Origin of the sequence: uncultured Psychrosphaera sp., assembly GCF_947500655.1 — a bacterium.
Taxonomy (GTDB): Bacteria; Pseudomonadota; Gammaproteobacteria; order Enterobacterales; family Alteromonadaceae; genus Psychrosphaera.
In genome coordinates, this window is sequence record NZ_CANMSK010000010.1 from 107,562 (window position 1) to 134,468 (window position 26,907).

Genomic DNA, 26,907 nt, shown 5'->3' on the forward strand with positions numbered 1-26,907 from the left:
GTAGTCACGAGCTTTGAGTAAAAAAACCAATTAAGCCCTTAAAAATATTAAACCGATTATATCTAATCGCCCTAACCTTTAATCGCCTTTATATTTATGCAACGTCTTCTTAGGGATATGGCAATAATCATTGGGGAAACGGGTTAGTCTTTCCTGGTGTTCTTCATCGCTTTTTACATAATTAGTAAGCGGTAGAACTTCAACAACTATCTTATCGGCGTCATCACGGTTGGTTATGTAGTCAGTGGCGATTTCTAGATGGCGTGGTTGCTTACTGTATATGCCGGTTCTATATTTTTCGCCAACATCTTCCCCTTGTTTATTGACGCTGTAAGGGTCAATTATTTCAAACAAGTAACCGATAAGTTGATTTAGGTTAACTTGGTTTGTATCAAAGCTTACTTTTACGCACTCGGTATAACCGTCATAGCTGCTATTAGTTGTGTTGCTTGAACCATTAGCTCGGCCTGCTTCTGTTGCCTGTACACCAGGTAAGTGCTTCATAAACTCTTGCACTCCCCAAAGGCATCCGCCGGCAAAATAGATAGTTTCACGCTGGGAGTTGGTATTGTTACTCTGTGGTTTTATTGTCATATTTTTTATTATTTTTTATTATTTTTTATTAGCGATATTTAGCGTGAAGAAAATCTATTTAAGATGGCGCGTCGATAGATAAGAGTTGCGAATAATTATCATGTGTAATGTTTCTTCGCAGTAATATACAATGCCGATCATTACATATCAACCAGACTAAATTTTATCTTACGATAGCCTAGTTTGGTTGCTCAGACCGCCGAATTCATATACTAAGTGCTCTATGGATTTAGTAGAAGGATCACAGTTAAAGTAGTTGTTAAAAGTACAACTGCCACGATTCATTTACCGATAGAGCACACTGCCTAAAAGAGAAGATCTCAATGACCCGAGTTATACCAACCGCTTTGCTTACTTTATCATGCAGCATAGCCACTTATTCAGCTGCATCTGAAGAGACGAATGACGTAAATGAAATTGAAAAAATTACCATTGAAAGCTCTGTCACTGCCAATAAAGATGCGGTAGGTACGTTTGTTTCATTAGTGTCAAACCTAGAATATGATCCGCGTGTTGATTTACAATCTCGCAATATGGCAGAAGCTCAAGCCGATGTAACTATCCGTGGTGGTATTTTTGAAAATACCGGATTTCGTGTAGGTAGCGCGACATTACTCGACCCACAAACCGGACATTACTTTTCAGAAATTCCTATTGCACCAGAAATGCTGAGCGAACCTTATGTTCTAGCAGGAGCCGACAACGCCCTTTATGGAATGAACAGCTCTGTAGGTACTGTCTCTTTTGGTTGGAAAGCTATTGAAACTGCAGGTAGCGTTTCAATTGGTGCAGGTAATAACAACTTTAATTTACACCGAATTCACAGTGGTATCAGTATGCCAATGGGTGATACTAACGACTGGACTCTCGGTTTTGAAGGTGAATACTCTTTCTCTGAAAGTGACGGCACCATTGACAATGGCGACCATGATTTCAAACGCTTATCTGGCCGCGTTCAACTTGTTAGCACAACATCACAAACAGATTTATTTTTTGGCTCGCAAGATAAGTTTTTGGGTTGGCCGAATATGTACACGCCATTTAATGTTAATGAAACTGAAGATCTGACTACACAACTGTTAATGCTTAATCACAAACAAGATTACGGCACAGAGAGTACATTTGAGGTTTCAGCTTACACTCGTGATCACAAAGATCATTATATTTTCTCTCGTGAAAACCCAGCCGCATTTGAAGCTTTTCACGAAACTAAGGTGAACTCCATCGCCTTTTCTGGTCGTCATCATTTATCAAACCTGGACTCTCAATATAAGTCGTTTGCGCTTAATTACTCTTCGCAATATATGGAAGACGAGATTGAATCGACCACACTTGAAAACAATTTCACGTCTCGTAAATATTATAAAGTGAGTGTATTGCCTGAATACACAATGAGCTTACAAGACGATCAACAGCTAACCTTCCGCCTTGGTGCAGCTTATGACGATACCAACAGAGATGATTCTGCGGTGTCATTAATTGGTGACATCATCTGGAATTCAATTAATGGTTACGGCACAGCTCAAACGATTTACTTTTCTTATGCTGAAGCCAGTCAAGTTGCAGGTTATACCGCGATTGGTGGCAGTAACACAAGCGGCTTATTTAGAAGTAATTACGACCTTGAAAGAGAAACCACTGAAAACCTTGAACTTGGCTTTATTTTAGATGGCCAAAATTGGGATTTTGATTCTGCCATTTTTTATCGTAAAGATAATGACTTAACGGATTGGACTTATAGCTTAAATTCAACCTCTGCTCGTTCGGCAAACCCAGTAGATATTGAAACCTCAGGTTTGGAATTACTTGGCACAAAACGTTTAGAAAGTGCAGAGTTTATAGCGAGTTACACCTTCCTGAGTAAATCGGAAGATTATGGAATTACTGATGCGGACGCTAGCTTTTACGCATTAAATTACCCAGATCATCGCATAACATTAGGGGCTATTTGGCATCCTACCGGCATGCTTGAATTCCGTGTAGACAATGAATGGCGCAAGCAAGAAGAGAATATTTTACGCAATGGTGATGATGAAGCTTTATTCACTCACCTAACGTTAAAAGTTTCGCCTCCACAGGTTCAAGGTTTAGAAGTGATTTTTGCAGCAGATAATCTTTGGAATGAATCCTTTGAAGAAATACCAGGTACGCCAGGCCGTGGACAACAATTTACTGCTACCCTCAGCTATAACTGGTAGCGACTAACATCAATTATAAGTAGATAACCAAGACAACTATGTCTATGTTATCTACTTATGGTTAATTGCTGTTACAGCTTAGCTGTTTGTTTTCATATATTCACTTTTTAGCGTCGAGCATTTTTAGCCTCTTCACTTTTGAACCTCTTCTTTTTTTAGATCCGACCAAGAACGCCATAAATAAAATAGTGCAGGCAATACTAATAAGGTCAATATCACCGCGCTTAACATGCCGCCCACCATTGGTGCTGCGATTCTACTCATGACTTCTGAGCCTGTCCCTGTGCCATATAAAATTGGTAATAAACCAACAATTATCGCAGCGGCGGTCATCATGACAGGTCTAACTCGCATTCCGGCACCATGTAGCACAGCTTGCAAGATGTCGGCTTTAGTGGTGCTTATGTTTTTCTGTTTATGTTCATTGAGCATCTCTTGGTAAGCCTGGTTTAAGTACACCAACATGATGACGCCAATCTCTACCGCCACGCCAGCTAAAGCAATAAAACCAACCCCTACCGCAACCGAAAAGTTAAATCCTTGTAAGTACATTAACCAAATACTACCAACCATAGCAAATGGTAACGTGCCCATGATCATGGCAACTTCAATCACATTTCTAAAATTTAGATACAGTAGAAATATGATAATAAATAACGTTAATGGCACAACATACATCAACTTGGCTTTTGCCCTTTGCATATATTCATATTGCCCAGCCCAAGTAATCGAGTAACCCGCAGGTAAATCCAGTTTGTCGGCAAGGATTTTTTGCGCCGCCGATACATAACTACCTATGTCAACTGCACCCTCGCCTTCACTTTCAATGTCGATAAACGTCCAACCATTGAGTCGAGCATTTTCAGACTTTATGCCTGGTGGTCCATCTTCAATAAAGACATGCGCCACATCACCCAATGAAATACGCTGACCATTAGGTGTTACTATTGGCAATAACGACAAGGCCTCTGGCGAGTCACGGTGATCCTGCGAGTAACGTAAATTAACCGGATAACGTTCCAAACCTTCAACCGTTTTTGTTAGGTTAACGCCACCTATGGCACTGGCGACAACTTGCTGAATTTCAGCAATGTTTAAACCGTATCTGGCTGCTTTTTGACGTTGAATATCAACCTTAATATAACGACCACCAACAACCCGTTCAGAGTATACGGATGCGGTTCCGGGCACGTCTTTTAATAACACTTCCAGTTGTTTACCTATTTCTTGAATAACGGTTAAATCGGCTCCCGCGACTTTAATCCCGACTGGTGTTTTAATTCCTGTTGCCAACATATCTATGCGGGTTTTAATTGGCATAACCCAGGCGTTAGTCACTCCAGGTAATTTAACTAAGGCATCCAATTCTTGTTTTAAGCTCTCAAGCGTTACCCCTTCTCGCCATTGATCTTTAGGCTTAAATTGAATAAAGGTTTCAATCATAGTCAGTGGTGCTGGGTCTGTGGCGGTTTCCGCTCGGCCTACTTTACCAAACACGGTTTTCACCTCAGGTACGGTTTTGATCAATTTGTCCGTTTGTTGCAATAACTGCCTAGCTTGCCCTATGGATATACCGGGATAAGTGGTTGGCATATACATAAGACTACCCTCATCAAGAGGTGGAATAAACTCGCTACCAATTTTATTAAGGGGATATAAACCGATAAGTAAAACAACAAACGCTGTTAACAAAGTCATTTTAGGAAAACGTAAAACCGTTTTTAACGCGGGCATATAAACATAAGTTAACAAACGATTGACTGGATTTTTATGCTCAGCAAGTACTTTACCTCGAATAAAATAGCCCATTAATACCGGCACCAAAGTAATGGCTAACGCTGCAGATGCAGCCATTGCATAGGTTTTGGTAAATGCCAATGGCGCAAACATTTTTCCCTCTTGCGCTTCCAAGGTAAATACAGGCACAAAGCTCACTGTGATGATCAACAAACTAAAGAATAACGCAGGCCCCACTTCTGACGCTGACTCTATCACTACTTTCCAGCGCTGCTCGTTGCTTATTTTATTACTTGTTCCGTTGCTTATTTTGTTGCTTAGCTCGTTAGCTGACGTTTTACCATCTAGACTTAGCTCTTGAGATGACAGCTTCTCCATGTGTTTATGCATGTTTTCAATCATCACAATAGCACCATCAATCATGGCACCAATGGCAATAGCAATACCGCCCAAAGACATAATGTTAGCGTTTAGCCCTTGCAGATGCATAACAATAAACGCCGTTAAAATCCCAACTGGCAAGGTGATAATTGCGACCAAGGAAGAACGAACATGAAACAAAAATAATAGACATACTAAGGCCACAACCGCGAACTCTTCTAACAACTTAAAGGTTAAGTTATTTACTGCGCTTTCTATTAACGCCGATCTGTCATAAACAGGCACTATTTCTACGCCATCAGGCAAGCCTTTTTTAATTTGTTCTAATTTGGTTTTTACTCGCTCTATGACTTGTTGGGCATTCTCACCATAACGCATCACCACTATGCCACCTACGGTTTCTCCCTCTCCGTTAAGCTCGGCAATGCCTCGGCGCATTTGTGGTCCTGTGCCAATATCGGCAACGTCTTTTAACAATAATGGAATGCCGTTGTTGTTTACCCCTAGCGGAATATGCTCTAAATCCTCAATACTTTTGATATAACCTGTAGCCCTAACTATGTATTCGGCTTCAGCCATTTCAATAACAGACGCACCAATTTCTTGATTACCTTGTTTTATCGCCCTTTCAATATGAGATAACGGAATACCAAAAGCTCGTAATTTGTCGGGATTTATAGTGATCTGATATTGTTTAACCATGCCGCCAAGAACCGACACTTCCGAGACACCAGATACTGTTTGCAGTTCGTATTTTAAAAACCAGTCTTGAATGCTGCGCAATTGGCTTAAGTCATGTTGGCCAGTTTTATCCACTAACGCGTATAAATAAACCCAGCCCACACCAGTGGCATCAGGGCCTAATTGCGGTTTAGCGTCATTCGGTAAATTTGGGGTAACTTGCGATAAATACTCAAGCACTCTTGAACGGGCCCAATACAAGTCGGTGTCATCATCAAAAATAACGTACACGTAAGAGTCACCAAAAAACGAATAACCACGTACGGTCACAGCCCCTGGCACTGACAACATGGCTGTGGTTAGCGGGTAAGTCACTTGCTGCTCCACCACTTGCGGTGCTTGTCCTGGGTAATTGGTTTTGATTATGACTTGTACATCAGATAAATCTGGTAGCGCGTCAATTGGCGTTTTATTAACGGAATAAATGCCAGCCCCAACTAAAATACAAGTCGCCAATAATACAAAGAAACGATTGTGTACTGACCATTTAATAATAGAAGCAATCATATTTTAAACTCCTAAATTAGTTCTTTGAGTGGTTGGAATGATTTGAGCTTTTTGAGCTATCGGAGCCTTCAACTGAGCCTTCAACTGAATCATCATCGCTAGCTAATTCAGTCGCAAGAGTCGCTATTTTGGTAATAACAAAATTGCCATCGTGAACCTCAAAGGTAAATTCAACCTTGTCATTAATGTTAATTCCCACAAAGCTGACATTTTCCGCGGCGGTAAAGTCAACAGTAGCAGCGGCTCGCCCCCACTTTTTGATAGCAGAGCGACTTATATTGATCATGCCATGTTCAGCCATTAACGAATTAACTTTACCCGTTGCGGTTGCAGACAATACGTTAGGCATTTCCGTTTCAATTTCCATATCATGGTCTTGCATGCTGCTAGCCATCACTGTTGTGTCAGAATTCATATTAACCGGATCCATGCGCTTAAAATCAGATGACTTACTGGACTCTGAATCCAATAAAAATTGAGCCGAACTCACCACTTCATCACTTTGATTAAGCCCGCTTAATATCTCAACATAATCAGCACCATAACGGCCAACCTGAACGGCAATAGATTTAAAACGGCCTTGACCTAACGCCAATACTACTCGGTCTTGTCTGCCCGTTCGTATTAATGCTTCTTTCGGTATTTGTAATGTGTTGCCATCATCTTGATTATGTAAAACCAATTGCGCGAACATGTTAGGTTTAAAGTCATTGTTGTGGTTTTTAATCCTTATCCGTACTTTAACCGTACGGGTTTGCGGATTTAAAATAGGATAAATGTAATCCACGTTTCCTTGCCATACATTACCGGGTAAATAATCCAACGTGATAGTTGCAGGCATACCAATGGCCACTTGTCCGGCTTGACGTTCAAATACTTCCCCTTCTAGCCAAACCTCAGATAAGTCAGCAATAGACATAAGGCTTGAACCGGGTTTAACATATGCCCCCTCCCTGATACTTAAACTCTCCACCACACCATTTTGCGGTGCAAAAAAGGTAATACGTTGCTGTACTTGTTTAGTTTTTCTAAGCTCAGTAATGGCAGATATTGGTAATTGCAGCGCCATCAATCTATTTTGAGCGGCTTGTATCAGCCTGTTATTGTCACGTTCTAGTGCTAATAAAAACTCTTCCTGAGCATTCACAAGCTCCGGTGAATAAATGTCATATAACGCTTGGCCTTTTTTGACTTGTTCACCCACTGACTTCATATGCAGTTTTTCAATCCACCCTTCTACTCTTGGCTGAATATCCACTAATCTCTCTTTGTCATAGGTAATATAACCAACAGTATTAATTTCTGAATTCAGCGGTTTATAACTAACTTGTACCGTGCGTACACCTAAATTGTTAATGACATTGGAAGAGACTTTTATCGTTCCAGTTCCTTCATCTCGTCCTTCGCTTTCCCCTTTATTTTCATAAACAGGGACTAAGTCCATGCCCATTGGCGATTTACCCGGTTTATCACGACGATAATTAGCATCCATAGGGGCAGCCCAATACGCTGGCGCTTTTTCTGCGTTCTCTGCTTTATCATTACCGTTTCTATTGTTATTGATATTGTTAGTGTTATTGCCAGCAGACATATTTTGCATTGAAGAGTCTGAAGTGTGAAACACGCTGTAGCTCAATATAGCAGTCACTAATGTACCAACAAAAACACCTAACATAATAGATTTAACCGTATTGCTTTTTTGTTGTTTAATTTGCTTCATTATTTATCTCCCGCAGTAACACTGTTACCGATAAACAGGTAATTTAATTCAAGGTTTAATTGTTGTTCGTCAACGTCTAGATTTAACTCATCAATTTCTGTATTTAATACAGCAATGCGTGAACGTACCACTTCTAAAAAGTCGCCATCATCATTGTTATAAGCGGATAAGGTTGCTTCTGCGTTGTCATGTATTTGCGGTAACAGTTTAGATTTGTATAAGCTCTGCCTGCGTTTAACTCCGTCTAATCTGGCGCTAATGTTTGAATACGCCGACAATAATTCTCTGAGTAACAATAGCTTTTCAGTTTTAACCGCTTCTGTTTTAGAGATGGCTGATTGCACTTCTTTATCTTGCTTATTTTCAGTAAAAATAGGTAAGTCAACGCTAATACCAACAGAGAATAAATCATCTCTTTTTATCCCTGCTGCACCTGAGACGTCAGATGGCGCATCATCTCGATAACCATAACTTGCACTTACGCCCCACTGCGGTTTGTATTGTTGTTCCGCAATATGGACTTTTGTTTTTGTCGCCGTGATCTTTTTGTTTATCGCCTGCACACTAGGATGGTATTCAAAACGTTGAATTAGCTTGCTTGTCCTTAACCTTGGAGAGCTTAACCTTGAAGAATTTAACCTTTGCGAACTTTGTTTGTTTTGGTTATGAGAAAAATCAGCACTGAGTAAGTCAAAGCTGAGCAAATCAACTTGTGGTAATTGCTCGCCAAAATCCAGATTATGAAAATTCATATAAGCAGTTGTTGTATTAACGTTATTAGCAAAGTTAATTAACCACTGAAATAACATGCCCTCAGATTGGCTTTTTTGTTGACGTAATTTGTCTAATCGTTCTTCCAAACGGGTTAATTCAAGTTGTGCTCTCACAATATCTTGCTGACGGGTTCTTGCTAATGCCGACGAGTAATTGGCTTGTGCTACATCAGCCAGCTGCTCAAATAAGGCTCGGTTGTTTTCAATCAAAGCTATGCTTTGCTGCGCTCGGTAAGCGTCTAACCATAAACGGCCAACGGTGACAGCTACCTTAGCCTCACGGTCTTGTCTTTGATAAGGAAAAGCTTCACTTTGGGTTTTATATTGCTGACTTTTAAGCGCTAACGTATCGCCCCTTGGAAACACTTGGCTAATGCCTATTTGAGCTTGAGTCATGGCCTCTTGAGAAAAATCAAAACCACCAACTGGCAAGTTGGCTAAGCCAAAAGACACTTTAGGATCTGGCAAGCTATTACTGGCTTGTCCCATTAGTTTTACAGCTTGCTGTTGATGAGCATTTCCGCTCAACCAAGGGTCGTTTTGCTGTGCGGTTTTAATTGCCGTTTCAAATGTTAAGACTGACTTAACATTTGTGTTAATGGTCTTGCTGCTGTTTGTGCTGCTACTGCCGGTGCTAACTTTATCTTGAGCGCCCACAGTTATACTCATAAGCATAGAGAGAAATGACAAATTCATTAATATGAAATTGGTGAACAACTTACTTTTATTTAAAAACATAACCACCCCAAAGGGATATCAACTATTTTGAATTGAATAGGTTATTTTTGATATTTCTATTTATAGTGGCAGTACCAATTTACGGTGCCAGTTGACAGTGCCAACGCAATAAAATAGGAAACTCAGAAAAGCCTAATACAAGAAATTAAAATCTAAATGCACCAAATTTTGGACACATTTATCCTGTAGTTAGCTAAGTATTGGAGGTCGGTATAAAGAAGTTGAAGCTAGGCTAAAAGCCAAGTTTGAAATGGAGTGTATTTTAGGAGAAAAGTAGCCAAATGCTACGGGTGTTAATTCTTTAGGTAGAGTGGCAAGGCTTGAACAACCGCCAGTAAAACACTTACAGATAGTTGAACAGCAATCTTCGTTTTGTTCTTCTGAGCCACTAGTCTCAGGAGCAGAGCTATCAGTTAACAGTACTTTACCAGACATATCATGAGCAGAATGCTCCATCATAGCCATGTCAGTATGTGACATGCCCTGCATAGTCATTCCTTCCATACTCATCATTTGATAAGGCATAACAGTAGACGCCATCGTTTGACCTATAAAAGTCAGACAAATGAGCAATACCATTAATGTTTTAGAAAAGGTTAACGTCACAAGGAACCCGCTAGTTAAGTTTTATTTTTAAGAGCTTTGTTTTAAGAGTTTTGTTTAAAAACTGTATAGATAAACAAAAAATGATCAGGTTAAGTATTCTATGTTACACCTATTTTTTATTTGTGCCTTATTTTATTAACCAAAATGTTCTTTACGTAATTTATCGGGGGTAACCCCAAAACGTTTTTTAAAGGCGGTGGTGAAATTGGCAACATGCGTGTAACCAGACATAAAAGATACCTCACCAATTGATTTTCGTTCAATGATCAAAAGTTTTTTAGCATTATCTAATCGTTTGTTTCTTAAATACTCAATCACCGTCACTTGATGTTTTTCTTTTACTTGTCTTTGTAAAGTACTAATACTTAATCCTAACTGACTAGCAACTTCTTTTAACGAAACGTTTTTTAACAGCTGATTATTTAACAAAATTCCATCTAACGCTGCTTCAATTTTACAAATACCAAATTGCGGTAATGCTTGTTTTGTTAACTTGGTTGTTAATGACGACTTTGGTTTATTAGCTGATATTGGCGCAACAAAATGATCAGACTTAGATGAAATGTTTTCGGCCAGTAACAAAGGCAAACACTCATGCACCACTTGCAAAGATAAATGCTCTGCTTGCAGTTGACTACCAAGTTCTAATTTTACTTTTTGTTCAAATAACTGCTCAGCTAATTCAACCAATGCAGGTGAACAATCAAAATGATATACAGCACTGTTTTGACCAAATATAGAATGTACATTGGCAAGATCATTTGTCGACTTACAACGAGACAGCAACCATTGTTTATCTATTGTAATGTTAATTTTTTTTACGGTTTGGCCTTCAATTAAATGCCGTGTGAATATTTCAGTTTCACCAATAACATTAATAAAAAGCACAGGGTTATGTTCACTGGCTGTAAACTGATACCTATCTTCGCCAAGACTAAAACCGATATTGCCAGCAAAAACAATATTCATACTTATACATGGATTTATAGATGCAGAACTGCGAGCGGCTTGTTTTTCTAAACCGTGGCTGCAATGCATGCTTATACCATCTGATATTTTTTCAAAACTAAGCTCACCTTCAAATAAGCTGCGAGTGTTTATTTCTTTTTGAAAAATTTGATGTTCAAAGCCCTGCTCAACCAACATTGAATGCAAACCGTCTTTATTCAACTGCCTTTTTTGTGTCATTCACTTTCTCTTTTTATCCAAGCTTTTTATCTAAGGAACTCTTGCCAGAGCGCTTTTGCTTTTGAGCAACTTACGTTATGACGATTTAACAAAATCTCTTGGCGATTTAGCAAAATCAATAAACGAGACAAAGATTAACATTAATGTACACTAATGAGAATCATTCTCATTAATAAAAAACTTTAACGATAATCAAGGATACATAATGACCATATCGCGTTTTTCTAGAAGTGCCGTTGCTATCGCAGTAGCTTCAATGTTCACTGCAACCGTTACAGGAGCAGAAGAAGTCGAAGATACCACAGCAGAAGACACAATTGAACGTGTTGCCGTTTGGGGCACATCGGTTAAAACATCTTCATTATATTTAAACCAAGGTGACATTCTTAATAAACAAGCTGATCATATCTCAGATTTACTAAGAACTATTCCTGGTGTTGATGTTGGTGGCGCACACTCGTTAAATCAACGTATTACTATTCGTAGTATGGATGACAAAGATCTTAAAATTTCTATCGACGGTGCCGCTCAAAATACTTATATGTATCATCACATGGGCAACTTACAAATCCATGCTGATATTTTAAAATCCGTTGATATTGAAATAGGCACAAACTCAGTGATCAACGGCGGTTTAGGTGGATCTGTTAGATTTGAAACTAAGCAAGCAAGTGAGTTACTAGCTAAAGATCAACAATTTGGTGGTCGAGTTCATGTAAGCGCAGGTGATAACTCTGGTAGCAACTTCTCATTTACAGGCTATGGGTTATTAACTGACGATATAGACTTTTTAGCTTATTTTAATCAAGTAAACCGTGACAACTACAACGTTGGCGGAAATGAAATAAAAGACGCAGATGGTAATGAAATAGAAGGTACTGACGGTCAAGTTAAAGGCTTAGAAGGTACTGTCTCAGATGCGTTAATTAAGTTTGGTTGGAATATAAGCAACAAACAGCGTTTAGCAATGAGTTATGAAAGTTACAGTGACGAAGGCGATTACAGCTACCGTCCAGATATGGGACTAGCTACAGATTACGCTATTACTAATTCATTAGAAATTCCTTTATTGTGGGCCACTGAATTTTCCCGCGACACATTAACGTTTAACTATGATTTATCATGGGGCGAAACGTCAATGTTAAAAGCATCTGCGTTTTCTAACACTAGCGAGTTATGGCGTGATGAGTTGGGTTGGGCACAAAATGCAGCATTCGCCTCTTCTGCTGCCATTGTTACAGGTGAAGCCAAAAACACCGGATTTAACGTTTTAGCTGGAACTGTATTTGAAGATGTATTGCTTAAAAATAGTGATCACAACGTTACCTACGGTATTGACGTATTAAAGCACGAAACAGATTACCAAGCTGAATATACTAGCTCTACCGATTTATCTAATGAAGAAGCGACAACTACCGCTCTTTTTGTTCAAGATAAAATTTCATTTGATAATGGTTTTTCCATCATTCCAGGCGTTCGTTATGAAGATTACAGCATTGACTCTATGGTCGTAGACAGCAGCTTTAGCGAGATGTCTTTTGCCTTAGCCGCTGAATATAACGTTAACGATAAACTCCTTTTCAAATTAAGCACAACTGATGTATTTAAAGGCCCAGAAATAGGTGAAGTATTCACAGGTGCTGGATTATATGACACTGAGAATCAAAATATCGATGCTGAAACAGGGACTAATACTGAATTCTCTGTTGCTTATCAAGATAACGTCTTAGGTGCAGATGCATTTTCAATGGGTGCGACGGTATTCAATACGGTTATTAACGATTACATTTATGATTATGCCACCACAGCTGAAGGTGGTTATTGGAAAGATAATATTGGTGATATGACCATTACTGGTTTTGAAGCTTATGTTGGCTACCAAGTGGGTAACTTTAATAGCCAAATAACATTGTCATCTGCAGAAAGTGAATTAGAAGCGTTTGACGATTATGCATCATTAGACAAAGCTCGATTAGATCGTCAACAAGGTGATACCGTTACAGCAAGTGTTGATTATGATTTAGCGGCTTACGACTTAGTTTTCCATTGGGAAATGATGAATGTGTCAGATGTAGACGCTGGTATCGACTTAGACGGTGCTACATTAGATAACCAAAAAGACGGTTTTAATATTCACAGTGTATCGGTAAATTGGACACCTGAGTCTTACAAAGGTGTAACGGTTCTATTTGGTATCGACAACCTGTTTGACGAATATTACGCATCACAATCATCAAGAACCGGTACGTCTTTCCATCCACGTTTTGGTGACTTGTATTTATTCGACTATGAACCTGGTCGTAATATCAAAGCGACAATTGCTTACCAGTTTTAGTGTGCTTGTATAAATACAATGAAACCAAATAAGCATTTCAAACAATGGCTTAAAACAAAACCAGCTAAACTTATGTTTAGCTGGTCGCGTTGGCTACATATCTATATTTCTACTGCCCTGTTTAGTTTACTGGTATTTTTCTGCGTATCTGGAATTACCCTCAATCATGCAAGCTGGGCATCAAGCTCTCCGGCAACAATCACGGAGTTAACTTTACCGAACGAAATTATAGACACCATATCGCTCCAAACTGAATTCCCGTTAAAAGCCATCCAACAATTTGTTGAACAACAAACTGGACTCACTGATCCCAAAAGCATTGATGTCATGCTGGAGAGTGAGGAGATAACTTATGATTATCCACTCCCTGCGGGTTATGTTTTTGTCACCGTTTTGTTGGACTCAAATACCGTTGAGATTGAACATAAAGAAGGTGGATTGATTGCCTTGATTAATGATCTCCATAAAGGTCGGTATAGCGGTGAAGTGTGGCGAGGATTGATTGATGTATCAGCAGTATTAATACTGTTTTTTTCGTTAACTGGGCTTTTTATTTTATTACAAAACGCCAAACACAGACGACACGGATTTATCGTTTTGCTACTAGGTAGTATTACTCCCGTTATTCTGTATTACGCTTTTGTTCCACAGGTTTAACCCTGTTATTTATAAACAAAGCTTTTAAAAAATTAAGGATTTATAGTGAGAAACTCGATATTAAAAAAACTAAAAGCACTGGTACTATTAAGTATCACTTTTAGTTTCTTAACTTATGCGGCTGCACAAAAGCCCGTTAGTTTAACCATTGATTTAACCTTACCAGAAATAAGTGCCGAACCTTATCACCGTCCATACGTTGCGGTATGGATAGAAACAGCAAACAGAAAAGGTGTTCACACCCTCGCCTTTTGGAGCGAACAAGAAGAATGGTTTAAAGACTTAAGACAGTGGTGGCGCAAAATAGGACGTAATACCGATAACTACGATGGTGTTTCTGGCGCTACACGCAAACCAGGCCAATACAAACTATCTTGGCAAGGAAAGTTAGCTAACGGCGCACAGCTAGAACAAGGCGACTATGTTTTACATTTTGAAGCCGTACGTGAACAAGGTAGCCGCGAGTATTTAAAACAAAAGATAAGCTGGGTTGAGGGAGAAAAGCAAACCTTCACCCTTCAAGGTCAAGCTGAGCTTGGTTCAATAACGATCACTATAGAGTAAATAGCTATGAAACAAAGCATTAAAAAAGCACATTTAGCATTAATAAAAAACACAGTACTTGCAAGCAGTTTAGTTGGTTTATTGTTTGCTCAAAGTATTAACGCACACGAACGTTTTATGGTGCCGTCGCATACGGTTTTATCTGGCGATAAAACTCAATACGCTACGATCATTTCTAGTATATCTAACGACATTTTTCATCCAGATCGTCCACTAGGTGATAATGGTAAAGGTGTTGATGCAGGGGATCTAAAACCTCTGTTTGCTATGTTGCAATCAAGAGTAATACTGCCAGATGGCAAAATTGATAACTCCGTTGACTGGCAAGCGTATCAACGTATGTCTATTGCCGATGTGCCTTTGCAGCAATCAGGTACTTACCGCGTCAGTTTAATTCAACAAGATGTTGCTATGACTACGTTTAAAAAGGCAGACGGTGCACCTTGGCGTTTATTTGGTAAAGACATTACATTACCAGAAGGCGCAACCGACGTAGTGCGCAGAACAACCGCTTCAAGTGTTGAAACCTTTATTAGTGTTAATAAACCAACATTAACCGCTGTTAACCCAACGGGCAAAGGCTTAGAGTTAGTTGGTCAAACACATCCAAATGATTTATTCGCGGGTGAAACTGCTCGTTTTCAATTATTATTTAATGGTAAACCGGTAAGCAAAGGTACACACGTAAAAGCGATAAAAGCGGGGACTCGTCATCGCAACAACCGTAATGAACAAGTTCTTACCTTAAATGACAAAGGTGAATTTACTTTTACGCCACAAAGCAGTGGTTTTTATTTCCTTGCGGCTGAGTCAGCTGTGGAAGTAGAACAACCAGCAGATGTGGATGTAAAACACTTTAGCTTGTACTTAACACTAGAAGTGTTTCCTGAATAAACAAAATATCTTTTAAAAGTCTGACTTTAAGTATTAAAAAAGTAGTAGTTATAAAACAAATAATAAATAAAGCCATAATAAACATACCGTTTATTATGGCTTTTTTATACGTAGCTAAACTAAACCAATTTCGAATTAAAAAACGCTAAGGTTCTTGACCACGCTAAGTCTGCATTAGCTTGGTCAAAACGGCCTGTAGAATCATTATGGAAACCATGTTTTGCGTTTTCATACATGTGCATAACGTATTCAACGTTATTGGCTTTTAAGTCTTTTTCATACTCAGGCCAAGAGGCGTTAACGCGTTCGTCGAGCTCACCCAATTGGATCATTAATGGCGCTTTGATATTTTTGCGTAATTCTTTGCTTGCAGGTGTGCCATAAAACGGCACGCCAGCATCAATCAATTTACTATCAACCGCAGCCAAATAATTAACCATATAACCACCAAAACAAAAACCTACAGTACCAAGTTTACCGTTTGAAAGTTCATGGGATTTTATAAAATTAGCCGCGGCAACAAAATCCTGTTCAATCTTACTTCTATCTAAAGACTTTTGCATAGAACGGCCTTCGTCATCATTACCTGGATAACCACCTAACGGAAACAATGCATCTGGCGCAAAGGCAATAAAGCCCGCTTTAGCTAAGCGACGAGCCACATCTTTCACATAAGGGTTCAAACCTCTGTTTTCATGTACCACAAGTACCACTGGTGCTTTTTTAACTGGTACATCGCCATTGTTTGTCGTTATTGATTTAGGAAGGACTAAATAACCTCTGCCCTCTCCATGACCTTGTGGTGATGGGAAGTTTAAATAAGTTGCCGTGATCTCCGCATCATTAAAAGACACTTGTTCTGCTAAGGCATAATTGGGAAATAACGCACCTGTAAGCGTGGTCATTGAATACCCCAGAGCCACTAATCCCGTTAGTTTCTTCATAAAAGTACGACGGTCCATGCCACCATGAGCGTATGAGTCATACCAATCAAATGCTTCTTCTGGAATGTTTTTATTATTGTTATTCATAAAGTTCCTCTGAATTTATCTATTATGTTCACTATCGTGATTGAGAGTGTAGTAAGACGTTCTGTGTTTAATATAATCAACAGTGGATAAATATGCAGCAATTAAATAACATTTTCAAAACTATTCTATAAACCACATAGAATATAAGTTGAATGGGTAATTGGGGCTGGGATGGGCTAATTTAATCCAACATAAAATAAGCTACACGGAATCAATTCCAATTACAGTGTTTAAAAGCTTACTATGGGATTAATAATAGGCAGTTACACAGATTTAGTTACAGGGTGCCTTAAAAGGAAAATCAGTTAACTCTATATAAATAGAGTTAACTGATGATGAAATAAACTCATAAGATCAGAGCTTAAATCTATTAAATACCCTTTTTATTCTAAAACATAAGGATATACAAATTTAGTCTTTAGAACACTTCCGTGTGGGATTTCTCCCCAACAAGTCACGTCTCCATTACTATAATGTGCACAACTTTGGTTCTGACCAACACTAATTTCTATAATGTCCTTTAACCCTGCAATATTCACAGGAGTGTAGGCATCTGTTGTCGTACCATCACCAAGTTGCCCATTATCATTGTCGCCCCAACATTGTACTGTTCCATCACTTCTCATTGCACAACTATGATTAGTGCCTAAACTAACTTGAGTAGCATCGGTTAAGTTTATTACAGTAACAGGTATATTTGAGTTATCCGTTGTATTATTCCCCAGCTTTCCTGAAGTATTATCCCCCCAACAAGCAACTGAAGTGTCACCTTTTATCGCACAACTATGATTACTGACAACACTAATAGAAGTCACTCCATTTAAAGAGTTAACATCAATAGGAACATAAGAGTCTTCATTTGTTCCATCCCCAAGTTGTCCTCTGCTGTTACTGCCCCAACAAACAACAGACGAGTCATTTTTTAAGGCACAACTATGAGAACTTCCCAATTCAATCGTACTTACATTAGTGAGGTTTAATACATCAACAGGAACAGAAGAGTTTCCTGTTGTCCCATCTCCAAGTTGTCCGCTAGCGTTATTACCCCAACAAGATACGGTACCATCGTTTTTAACGGCACAACTATGATAATCCCCCAAACTAATATCAACTACATCGATAAGGTTTAAAACATCAACAGCTATAGCCGAATTATCCGTTGTATTATTACCCAGTTGTCCTCGATTGTTATAACCCCAGCAAGATACGGTACCATTGTCTTTAACAGCACAGTTATGATTATAACCTACGCTAACATCAATAGAATCATTGGTATTATTAACCACGGCAGGAAGTTGTCCAGCATAACCTATTTCACCATTACCTAATTGACCATAGTAATTAGGCTCCCCCCAACAAGTAACGACTCCATCAACCGTCAATCCGCACTGATGGGTATTACCTATTTCTTGGTTTGAGATACCTGTTAATTCAGAAGTAGTGATAGGCGTTGTTGTATTTTTAACATCTTCATATCCGAGTTGACCATTCCCATTATACCCCCAGCAAGTAACTGAATTATTATTTTCCAATGCACAAATATGATCAGCACCAACACTGGCTGTCTTAAAATCATTTCCTTTGGTTATCAACGTTGCCGTTGAAATATTATCACTTATAGAAGCGCTAATTAGATTCTCTTCATTATAACCCCAGCAGTAAGCATCACCGTCATTAGTAACTGCACAACTGACGTAGCTACCAAGAGTAATAGATGCAACATCTGTAAGACCGTCAACAGTCGTAGGAACTAAAGAATCATCAAACGTTCCGTTGCCAAGCTGACCTTGGTCATTAGCTCCCCAACACGCCGCTGTACCATCTGTTTTTATAATACAACTGCTATCGCCACCTACACTAATAGCACTAACATTATTTGCATTTGAAACACTAACAAACGTTGAAGAATTATCGGTTGAACCATCTCCAAGTTGACCCGAGCTATTGTAGCCCCAGCAAACTAAATCATTAACACCTTTAACTGCACAAGTATGGCCAGCCCCAGAACTAACTGCCGTTGCACCAGTAAGCCCCAACACATCAATAGGAACTAAACTATTTGTTGTTGTTCCATCTCCTAACTGTCCGACATTATTTCTTCCCCAACAAGCAACTGTAGCGTCACTTTTTATCGCGCAATTAAATGTATAGCCGGATGTAATTGCAATAACATCCGTTAGCGTAGCAATCGTAACCGGTGTTAAACTATCATCAGTTGTTCCATCACCTAACTGTCCGTTACTATTTTCTCCCCAGCAAGCAACGGTGCCGTCGCTTTTTAAAGCACAACTATGACTGCTACCTGTACTTACATCGATAATATCGGTTAAACCAAGTACTGCAACTGGAGAGCTTGAGTGATCCGTTGTGCCATTTCCGAGTTGACCTTCGTAATTTTCCCCCCAGCAAACAAGCGTTTGAGCTTCTGTAATCGCACAATTATGGTTATCACCAGAAGCTATTGAATTAACCAGCAGTTTACTGGCGTACTCTAAAGTTTGAGTTTGAACTTGATTTGATTTTTGGTGTGAAAACTCCAATTCATAACTCCCCGCAGGTAACAAAGGAGTTGTAAAATATAATTCGTGTGGGCTTTGTGAAGTAATATCAAGCGGGATGTTATTTAACGAAACATTCATAGCGCCGTCTAACTCACTACCTGAGACTTGCACTTGAGAGCCATCAAATAAGACTTTTTGAATAATAGATGTAATAGAGAAAGGCTCAACATATTCCTCAACTACTTCTTCAGTTTCTTCTTCAACTACTTCTTCAGCTTCTTCTTCAACTTCTTCCTCAGTTGCTTCTTCGGCATCTTCAGTTTCACCTACTACAACTTCTTCTATCTCATCAATAATTTGTTCAGAATCGTTAGACTTACTGCAACCTGTAACAAACACACTTATAAATAATAAAGTTACTAAATACTTCATTAGTAGTACAACCCTTTTAATAAACTGACAAAATTGTCAACTTGATACTTTTGATGTCAAAATTTAACCGGATTATACCGATCAGTAAAGCTTTTGGGAATAGCTTATTTTATTATGGTTTGCTTATATTTCTTATACAAATAACGGCTTGATAAAATGTAATCGGTGAAATTTAACACTAGCCCAACAACACACTGCCAAGTTAATAAAATGCTGTTAGACTAACCTCTCTTCATAATGAAGATAAACGCCCTTCAAAGGAGAAGATAAGATGGAAAAACGTAAAATGAGTAACGGGAACAAAGCCCAGCAACTCTCAATACCAAAGCTAAAACCCGAAACTACAACGACAGCACAAAAAACAACTGACCTTGGCCGTGGCACAATAAACCACAGCGCTCTTGGTGCGTTAGTTACCAGTAAAGTGTTCAGAATGAGAGTTGAGAAAGCAAAAAAAGGGAAAGGCGCATTTAGCCGTAAAGCAAAACACTCAGGGAAAGAGTGTTATCAAATAGCCGCTTAAGTGAGCGATTATCTGATAATACTTTTAAAGTGAGCTGTATTATTAAACAATCTGTAAGAAACCGTTTGTAATAAATTCGCTCTTTAAAAGGCTCTTACTATAAAGTTAATTGCTTTAACCAACTAGTTACTTCTGTATTTAATTCTTGTCTATTTTTAAATAGACCATGTCCGTCCCCCGGATAAATAACCAATTTATGTGGCTGTTTTCTTAGTGAAAACGCACGTGCTAGTTTTTCAGATTGTTGTACATTTACTTTTTTGTCGCCAGTGCCATGTATCAGTAAAACTGGTAGTTGTCTTGGTAATTTGTCCAACCTATACAATACAGATCTCTTTTTTAACTCTTCCAATCGATTCTCTTTAAAACCTGGTACTCTAGCAAGGTAAACGTTCTCCATTGCTGGTCTCCACTCTAGCGCTTTTATGGCGTCTGCGTTACCGGCTATTGCCACTATTGTTTTTACATTTGGAATTTTCTCTGCAGCTAGAAATGCTTGCTTTGCGCCTCTACTCCAACCAACTAATGCAATTTTTGTAGCGTCAGCTTCAGGAATTTCTTGCAACAAGTTAACTAACTCAACCACATCTTCAACATCTTTCCCGCCAAATTCATCTTGGCCATTATTCCTAATATATTTAGAACTAGAGCCTCTATATTGGCTGCCAATCACCATAAAACCAGCCGTTGCAATATCAGAGATAAAATCCATTTTCCCTGCAAAATTCACATAGCCGTGTCCAGCATTACCACCACGATTGTAAATAACGACAGGGAATTTTTTATTCGTTGGCGTTTTGGGTTTTACATAAAAGCCCTCAATGTTCAGGTCGCCGACTTTGTATATAAAGCTGACGCAATCTACATTTGCCTTTCTGTCATTGAATTTTTTTTCAGGGAAGCGTTGCATAAAACGTTCTTTGTTAAAGCGCGGTTTTTTGGATAAAAAATTCAGCCATGTGTCGTATGAAGAAAAGTTGCCACGAAAGCAATTTTTGGGAGATTTAATTTTGTTTTCATCCGATGCTAAAACAGCAATTGAGTTCAGTGAAAGCGCTAATAGTAATAAAAGTATTAAATGCTTCAAAGTAGAGATTCCTTGTTCTTATACATTTACTTGTCATCAGTTACACCTTAGTAAACCTGAGGACTATGGTGTAGAAAATAATGTTACACGTAAAGACGTCAACTCTTACATATTAAATTACCTTAGTTCTCCGCCTAACAACATAATTAAATCTGATTATTATCAATAATAATAGAACGTTAAATAAAAAAGTATTCTATTATTAAGTTACCCTCATTACTCATTAAGGATATTTATTTATGCATGGATGTGCTCAGAAGTATGGATTTGTCTTACTAATTTCGATAGTACTTTCGATAACACTTACTTTTAGTTCCAGAGCAAACTCGACCACCATAACCATAGGTGGAACGGGCAATGCTATTGGCACTATGAGACACCTTGCTAAAGCCTATCAAAATGCGAATCCAAACATTACGGTTAGAGTATTACCAAGTATTGGTAGTAGCGGTGCAATTAAAGCGACACCGCGAGGCAGTATTGATATAGGTTTGAGTGCTCGACCTTTAAAAAGCACGGAATTAAATTTAGGTATTATTGCAACTTTGTATGCAAGTACTCCCACAATCATTGCTGTTTCCAATAAAACTCAGGTAGAAAAAATAACCATTACCCAAATGGTAGATATTTATTCTGGTAAATTAAAAAAGTGGCCAGATGGTTCTGTTATTCGCCCTATAATTCGTCAAGCTGGCGATGATAATACGAAACAACTAAAACGACTTTCTCCTGAATTACAAAATGCGATTGAGATTGCCGAAAAACGTCAAGGCCTGCTTTTTGCTGCCACAGATCAAGAAACGGTAGATAAAATTGAAAAAACCCCCGGTAGTTTTAGTGTTACTTCTTTGGCTTTACTTCTTTCTGAGAAAAGAAATATTCATTCACTAATACTCAATGATATTGAACCTACCATTGAGAACATGATCTCTGGTGATTACCCTATGGTTAAGCATTTTTATTTTATTCTCCCGCAGGAACAATCCCAAAAAGTAAAAAGATTTATTAAGTTTGTTTTTTCTTTAGAGGGTGCTGCTATTTTACGTGCTTATGGAAATTATCCAGTCCAACAGTAGGTTAAATTATGTTTCCTATAAATAAGACAATCGACAGTGTTCTTTTACGTTTTACCATAATAATTTCTCTTATTGTGGCCATTAGCTTACCTATGATTTATGCAGTGTTAGGATATTCAGATTTATCCGATCATTTAAAGTTTAAAGCTAAGATTAAATCTAGCGCTCAAAGTGAAATGATAACCACATTGCCGAATACTTGGATGTATGCAGAGAATAGAATGCAAGGCTTATTGGCACGTGAGCCCGTTACTTTGAAAAATGAGTATATTCAAATTTTTGACCTAACAGGAAATGCACTTACTTCGGTTGGAACGCCTATTGACGGTATATCAATGCAAAGACAATATCCCCTTTACGACATAGGAAATATTGTTGGATACGTTGTTATTAATGCAAGTGTGTCACATCTTATATTTAATACATTTATCACTGCATTAATCGGCATGTTTTTAGGCTTTTGTGTATTAATGCTTTTATGGTTTATACCTGTAAAAAAATTACGAGCTATTTCCAATGAACTAGAAGAAGAAAAGCAACAAGCAGAAATCACATTAAAATCTATTAACGATGCCATATTAAGAACAGATAAATACAGCAACCTTATTTACCTTAACCCTGCAGCAGAAAAGTTAATTGGCCACTCCTTTGCGGAATTAAAAGGAAAATCTATTTCTGAAATTCTAACGTTATTCGATAGTCAAACTATGCTGGCAACACAAAGTGCTATTTACAATACAATCAAAGAGAAGAAAAGCAGCTCATGTAAAGGCACAACATCTTTATTAACAGATTGTGGTAAATTAATTTCTATTGAAGAACAAGCTGTTCCAATATTTGACAAAGATCACCAGTTAATTGGTGGCGTACTTTGTTTAAGTGATGTTAGTTATATGCGAGAAAAGCTTGCTGTACGTTCGTGGGAAGCAATGCATGACTCTTTAACGGGATTGAATAACCGCCGATCATTTCAAGAAAAAACTCATCAGGCAATTGAAGATGCTCAAAAATCTAACTTATTTTCTATAGTCTGTTTTATGGACTTAGACCGTTTTAAAATTGTTAACGATACTTGTGGTCACAGTGCTGGTGATGATTTATTAATTGAATTATCACAAATTATTAGCTCTCAAATCCGTTCAACCGACTCACTTGCTCGCCTTGGTGGTGATGAATTTGGTTTACTACTGTATGGCTGCGATATTGGATCTGCACAAATTATCGCTACAAATATATTAAAAGAAGTTAATCACTTTCAGTTTATTTGTGATGGTAGAATTCACACTGTCGGGATCAGTATTGGAATGACTTATATTGATAACAATACCTACTCAGTTAAAGATGTGTTAAGTGAGGCCGACTCTGCATGTTATTGGGCTAAAGAGTCTGGCCGTCATAGATTTTGTGTATTTCAAGATAATGTAGTGGAACTCACCGCAAGACGAGAGGAAATTAATTGGGTAGAGCGAATAAAATCAGCACTATTGGACAATCGTTTTATCTTATATCACCAAACCTATAAAACGCTAAATCAAGATGAGAACGCAGTTCCGCATCAGCATTTAGAAATTCTATTACGTTTAATATCTAGCCGTGGTGACATAATATCACCCGACCAATTTTTACCCGCAGCAGAACGCTATGATTTGATTGAAGAAGTTGATCAATGGGTTATTAATGAAGTTTTTTCTGAGTTTCATAATATACAAAATATGTATTCTGGCAGTGAGATCATGGTCAACATTAACCTTTCCGGTGCATCAATGAATTCAATTGAATTATTTGACTTTATTGATAGTAAATCCAAACAATATAATATTAAAAACACTTCAATTTGCTTTGAAGTTACCGAAACTGTGGCTGTTAGAAATCTTAGAACTGCCATTGAATTCATTAATAAATGTAAAGAACTTGGATTTAAATTTGCACTTGACGATTTTGGGACAGGTGCAAGTTCCTTTAGTTATTTAAAAAACCTCCCTGTCGATTATTTGAAAATTGATGGTAGTTTCATTTCAAATATAGAGAGTGATGGCGTAGATAAAACAATGGTTGAGGCAATCAATCAGATTGGTCATTTATTAGGGAAAAAGACAATAGCTGAGTTTGCTGAAAACCAAGCGATTATTGATATTTTAGAAGAGCTTGGTATTGATTTCGCTCAAGGCTATGGTATTTGTAAACCAATTCCGTTATTTTCAGATGGAAACAGTCGATATAAGAGAAAACCACAGGCGCGAAATTAGCTTTTATTTAGATCTAAAATTCTCACATAAAAATGTAAACAAAGGCTCCACTAACGACTCAGATTATCAGTCGCAAACACAACCACGGTTATGTTGACTAACCAGGTTAATTTATAGCGCCGCTCATGGAAGAACAATTAAACGTTATTAATGATAAAAGTGATGTTCCCATAAAGCATTTAATCTCATTGATATTATTAAATACATATAAAAAAGGTGCTGTATTACAGCACCTTTTACATTTAATAGATTGTATTAATAACTTTAAAATCAATACATATGACTAAGGTGGTGGACCTTGTTGTTCATCATCAGTGCTACATGACGCTATAGAGTTATCAGGTAATTCGGCTTTAAACCTTGGTCCCATTTGATACGGGAATGAAGGTAATAAAGTACCATCAGTGTCTTCTGTTAACGTTATATGATAATGGTAACCTTTGCCATCGCCACTATCGTGACCGTTATTCTCATCAAGCATTGCACCTGTTACGGTTGCTTGTGAATAATAATAATCTTCATAATAATAACCATCATCTGCTGCAATTGTATTGCTTGATAAGGTAGTAACATCCTCACCAATATCAGGGCCATTTGAGTCAGCAGCAACAACACCCTGAGATATATCGTATTCATCAACTAATACACATGTGCGCTCACCGGGTGTATCACAACCACCTTCAGCTTCAGATGCGCCATAATCACGTTTTTCCCAAGCACTAATAGCTAACTGACCATCACTCTCGTAAGGCCCGTATAACGGATAACCATCAGCAGAGAAACCATAAATAGGTGAATGCTCATCGCCATCATCTTCTAATAAACTAGCTAAACAACTAGTATAAAAGTGGTGATGATATGTACCATTAGCAGCATGACCACCACATATATCAACATCATATTGCTCAGCAACTGGTGCTAGGTTATACCATTGGTTAGAGCCATAGCTCATTCCGTCGCCCCAATTAAAAATAGCCGTACCATTGACCATTAAGCCAACTGTATTCAAACCAGTTGCACACTCTTCATCCGTGTCAGTAGGCTCAACAGTAAAATACGCCTCAGTATCTTGCTCTAATGGACAGCCTGGGCCTGGAGGCCAATAACCTGCCCCACCGGTATCGTCACAATATTCTGAGCTACTATTATAACCAATATCTTGACCAAATAAGACTTCATCACCCACGGAAACCGTTGTCTCACCACCTGAAAAATCTGAATTTGCTTTTGGGCGATCATTTAAAGCATCAACCATATCTTGGGTCATAGTGACATCGTATTTTGGAATACCCGTTGTTTTAACAACCATATATTCCACATCATCAATTATTTCACCCTCAACAGATTGAACATCTTCTACTACACCGTTACCACTATCGTCGGAAATATAAGTCGAAATCGTTGAGTTGTTAATTAGCCAAGCAGAGGTATCGACATCTGTGCTTGTTGAAGTTTCTTCTGTTGTCTCTTCTGTAGTTGTCTCTTCTGTAGTTGTTTCTTCCGTGGTTTCTTCTGTATCAGATGAGTCACAAGCCGCTAATGTACATACTAATAAACTACTTAATATATAGTTTAAAATATTAAATTTTTTCATTAATAAATTCCTTCGGTAAGCTATGTATGAATATTCTTGAAAGAATAAACAAACAAAGTGCAAATAAAATGCACGTAAATATTATTTAACAGGAAAGCTTTCAAACCTATAAGTTATAAAAGGTTTTTTAGCTTGATCCACATATAGTGTGGCAACAACTTTTTTATCATTAGCAACCCAATACATATGTCCATGATTATTTAAAGTGACAGAGACTGTATTTATCCCTTCTTTAAATAAATCCTGAGGTATATGTATATTCTCTCCATAAATCCGTTGGATTTTAACTCCGTTTATATATAAGTGAGCATGACCTTCTATAAAGCCTGATGATTTATTAACTGTAGCACTCATTAAAGCAGACATTGATAATATTTCTGGCGGTGGTGGCATTAAGGTATATCTTTGTGATTCTAATGTAAGATTATATCCAGACATGGCATCTTTGACTAAATGTAAACTCAACGCCGGTATAGGTGCTTTTTTAGGAACATCAATTGGCAGATGTGAATGGTCCATTACCATTTCTCGAGCCGTTACATTGAAAGTACTAACCAACAACATAATAAAAATATAAATAAACTTCATAACACCCTCTAAATGAATTTAATGGTAAAAATAACTATCCACCAAGGTAACAGTATGGTGCTTTGCTAAAAAAATACACCTATTCAATATTATCCCCCATAAAAAAAGACACTATACGTGTAATGCCGATCAGTTAAGAAATATTTAACGATCCATTGACCGATCTTTTGAATAGTTCAAAATCCGATATCAATTA

At 38.0% G+C, this 26,907-nt stretch carries 19 protein-coding genes; 8 read left to right on the forward strand and 11 right to left on the reverse strand.

Features of this window, described 5'->3' with window-relative positions; all coding sequences use genetic code 11:
• Positions 1-78 precede the first annotated feature (78 nt).
• Positions 79-594, reverse strand: a complete 516-nt coding sequence (locus Q0940_RS10270; RefSeq protein WP_299267958.1) for a peptide-methionine (S)-S-oxide reductase — start codon at positions 592-594, stop codon at positions 79-81.
• Positions 595-917: 323 nt separating this feature from the next.
• Here Q0940_RS10270 and Q0940_RS10275 point away from each other — a divergent pair, with 323 nt between their 5' ends.
• Complete coding sequence (locus tag Q0940_RS10275) at positions 918-2,792, forward strand: TonB-dependent receptor (protein WP_299267960.1); 1,875 nt, start codon at positions 918-920, stop codon at positions 2,790-2,792.
• Between the two features lie 132 nt (positions 2,793-2,924).
• On the opposite strand, the gene Q0940_RS10280 is transcribed toward Q0940_RS10275, so the two are convergent.
• The 5 genes from Q0940_RS10280 to Q0940_RS10300 all read right to left on the reverse strand — a co-directional run bounded on the left by Q0940_RS10280 (position 2,925) and on the right by Q0940_RS10300 (position 11,183).
• Positions 2,925-6,158: an efflux RND transporter permease subunit gene (locus tag Q0940_RS10280; RefSeq protein ID WP_299267963.1), complete on the reverse strand. Its 3,234-nt coding sequence runs from the start codon at positions 6,156-6,158 to the stop codon at positions 2,925-2,927.
• Positions 6,159-6,174: 16 nt separating this feature from the next.
• Entirely contained in the window at positions 6,175-7,878 is a 1,704-nt protein-coding gene (locus Q0940_RS10285; protein WP_299267966.1) for an efflux RND transporter periplasmic adaptor subunit, read from the reverse strand.
• On the reverse strand, positions 7,878-9,389 hold the full coding sequence (locus Q0940_RS10290; protein WP_299267969.1) for a TolC family protein: 1,512 nt from the start codon (positions 9,387-9,389) through the stop codon (positions 7,878-7,880). The genes Q0940_RS10285 and Q0940_RS10290 overlap by 1 nt, the downstream gene beginning before the upstream one ends.
• Before the next feature lie 189 nt (positions 9,390-9,578).
• Positions 9,579-9,929 (reverse strand): hypothetical protein, encoded by a 351-nt coding sequence (locus tag Q0940_RS10295; protein ID WP_299267972.1) that lies wholly within the window; start codon positions 9,927-9,929, stop codon positions 9,579-9,581.
• A 201-nt stretch (positions 9,930-10,130) separates the two neighbouring features.
• Positions 10,131-11,183 carry a helix-turn-helix transcriptional regulator gene (locus Q0940_RS10300; RefSeq protein ID WP_299267975.1) on the reverse strand — a complete coding sequence of 351 codons (1,053 nt, stop codon included), beginning with the start codon at positions 11,181-11,183 and terminating at the stop codon, positions 10,131-10,133.
• Between the two features lie 205 nt (positions 11,184-11,388).
• Here Q0940_RS10300 and Q0940_RS10305 point away from each other — a divergent pair, with 205 nt between their 5' ends.
• The 4 genes from Q0940_RS10305 (at position 11,389) to Q0940_RS10320 (ending at position 15,633) form a co-directional block, all read left to right on the forward strand.
• The gene (locus Q0940_RS10305) at positions 11,389-13,518 is read left to right on the forward strand and encodes a TonB-dependent receptor (protein WP_299267980.1); all 2,130 of its coding nucleotides are present in this window, start codon (positions 11,389-11,391) and stop codon (positions 13,516-13,518) included.
• Positions 13,519-13,590: 72 nt separating this feature from the next.
• On the forward strand, positions 13,591-14,175 hold the full coding sequence (locus Q0940_RS10310) for a PepSY-associated TM helix domain-containing protein (protein WP_299267983.1): 585 nt from the start codon (positions 13,591-13,593) through the stop codon (positions 14,173-14,175).
• Between the two features lie 45 nt (positions 14,176-14,220).
• Entirely contained in the window at positions 14,221-14,739 is a 519-nt protein-coding gene (locus Q0940_RS10315; protein ID WP_299267985.1) for a DUF2271 domain-containing protein, read from the forward strand.
• Between the two features lie 6 nt (positions 14,740-14,745).
• Positions 14,746-15,633: a DUF4198 domain-containing protein gene (locus Q0940_RS10320; protein WP_299267987.1), complete on the forward strand. Its 888-nt coding sequence runs from the start codon at positions 14,746-14,748 to the stop codon at positions 15,631-15,633.
• A gap of 119 nt (positions 15,634-15,752) precedes the next feature.
• Here Q0940_RS10320 and Q0940_RS10325 read toward each other — a convergent pair whose 3' ends face one another.
• Entirely contained in the window at positions 15,753-16,664 is a 912-nt protein-coding gene (locus Q0940_RS10325) for a dienelactone hydrolase family protein (RefSeq protein ID WP_299267990.1), read from the reverse strand.
• 383 nt (positions 16,665-17,047) lie between these two features.
• Positions 17,048-19,597 (reverse strand): IPT/TIG domain-containing protein, encoded by a 2,550-nt coding sequence (locus Q0940_RS10330; protein WP_299267993.1) that lies wholly within the window; start codon positions 19,595-19,597, stop codon positions 17,048-17,050.
• A gap of 271 nt (positions 19,598-19,868) precedes the next feature.
• On the opposite strand from Q0940_RS10330, the gene Q0940_RS10335 reads away from it, so the two are divergent.
• Positions 19,869-20,120 (forward strand): ribosome alternative rescue factor ArfA, encoded by a 252-nt coding sequence (locus Q0940_RS10335; protein WP_363323577.1) that lies wholly within the window; start codon positions 19,869-19,871, stop codon positions 20,118-20,120.
• A gap of 97 nt (positions 20,121-20,217) precedes the next feature.
• On the opposite strand, the gene Q0940_RS10340 is transcribed toward Q0940_RS10335, so the two are convergent.
• Positions 20,218-21,207, reverse strand: coding sequence for an alpha/beta fold hydrolase (locus tag Q0940_RS10340; RefSeq protein WP_299267996.1), 990 nt, complete (start codon positions 21,205-21,207; stop codon positions 20,218-20,220).
• Positions 21,208-21,446: 239 nt separating this feature from the next.
• Here Q0940_RS10340 and Q0940_RS10345 point away from each other — a divergent pair, with 239 nt between their 5' ends.
• On the forward strand, positions 21,447-22,283 hold the full coding sequence (locus Q0940_RS10345) for a substrate-binding domain-containing protein (protein WP_299267998.1): 837 nt from the start codon (positions 21,447-21,449) through the stop codon (positions 22,281-22,283).
• Between the two features lie 8 nt (positions 22,284-22,291).
• The gene (locus tag Q0940_RS10350) at positions 22,292-24,529 is read left to right on the forward strand and encodes an EAL domain-containing protein (RefSeq protein WP_299268001.1); all 2,238 of its coding nucleotides are present in this window, start codon (positions 22,292-22,294) and stop codon (positions 24,527-24,529) included.
• Positions 24,530-24,812: 283 nt separating this feature from the next.
• Here the strand turns inward: Q0940_RS10350 and Q0940_RS10355 are convergent, their stop codons facing one another.
• Together Q0940_RS10355 and Q0940_RS10360 are read right to left on the reverse strand one after the other, a co-directional pair.
• Positions 24,813-26,123 (reverse strand): YHYH protein, encoded by a 1,311-nt coding sequence (locus Q0940_RS10355; protein WP_299268004.1) that lies wholly within the window; start codon positions 26,121-26,123, stop codon positions 24,813-24,815.
• An 81-nt stretch (positions 26,124-26,204) separates the two neighbouring features.
• On the reverse strand, positions 26,205-26,711 hold the full coding sequence (locus Q0940_RS10360) for a hypothetical protein (RefSeq protein ID WP_299268006.1): 507 nt from the start codon (positions 26,709-26,711) through the stop codon (positions 26,205-26,207).
• Positions 26,712-26,907: the final 196 nt, after the last annotated feature.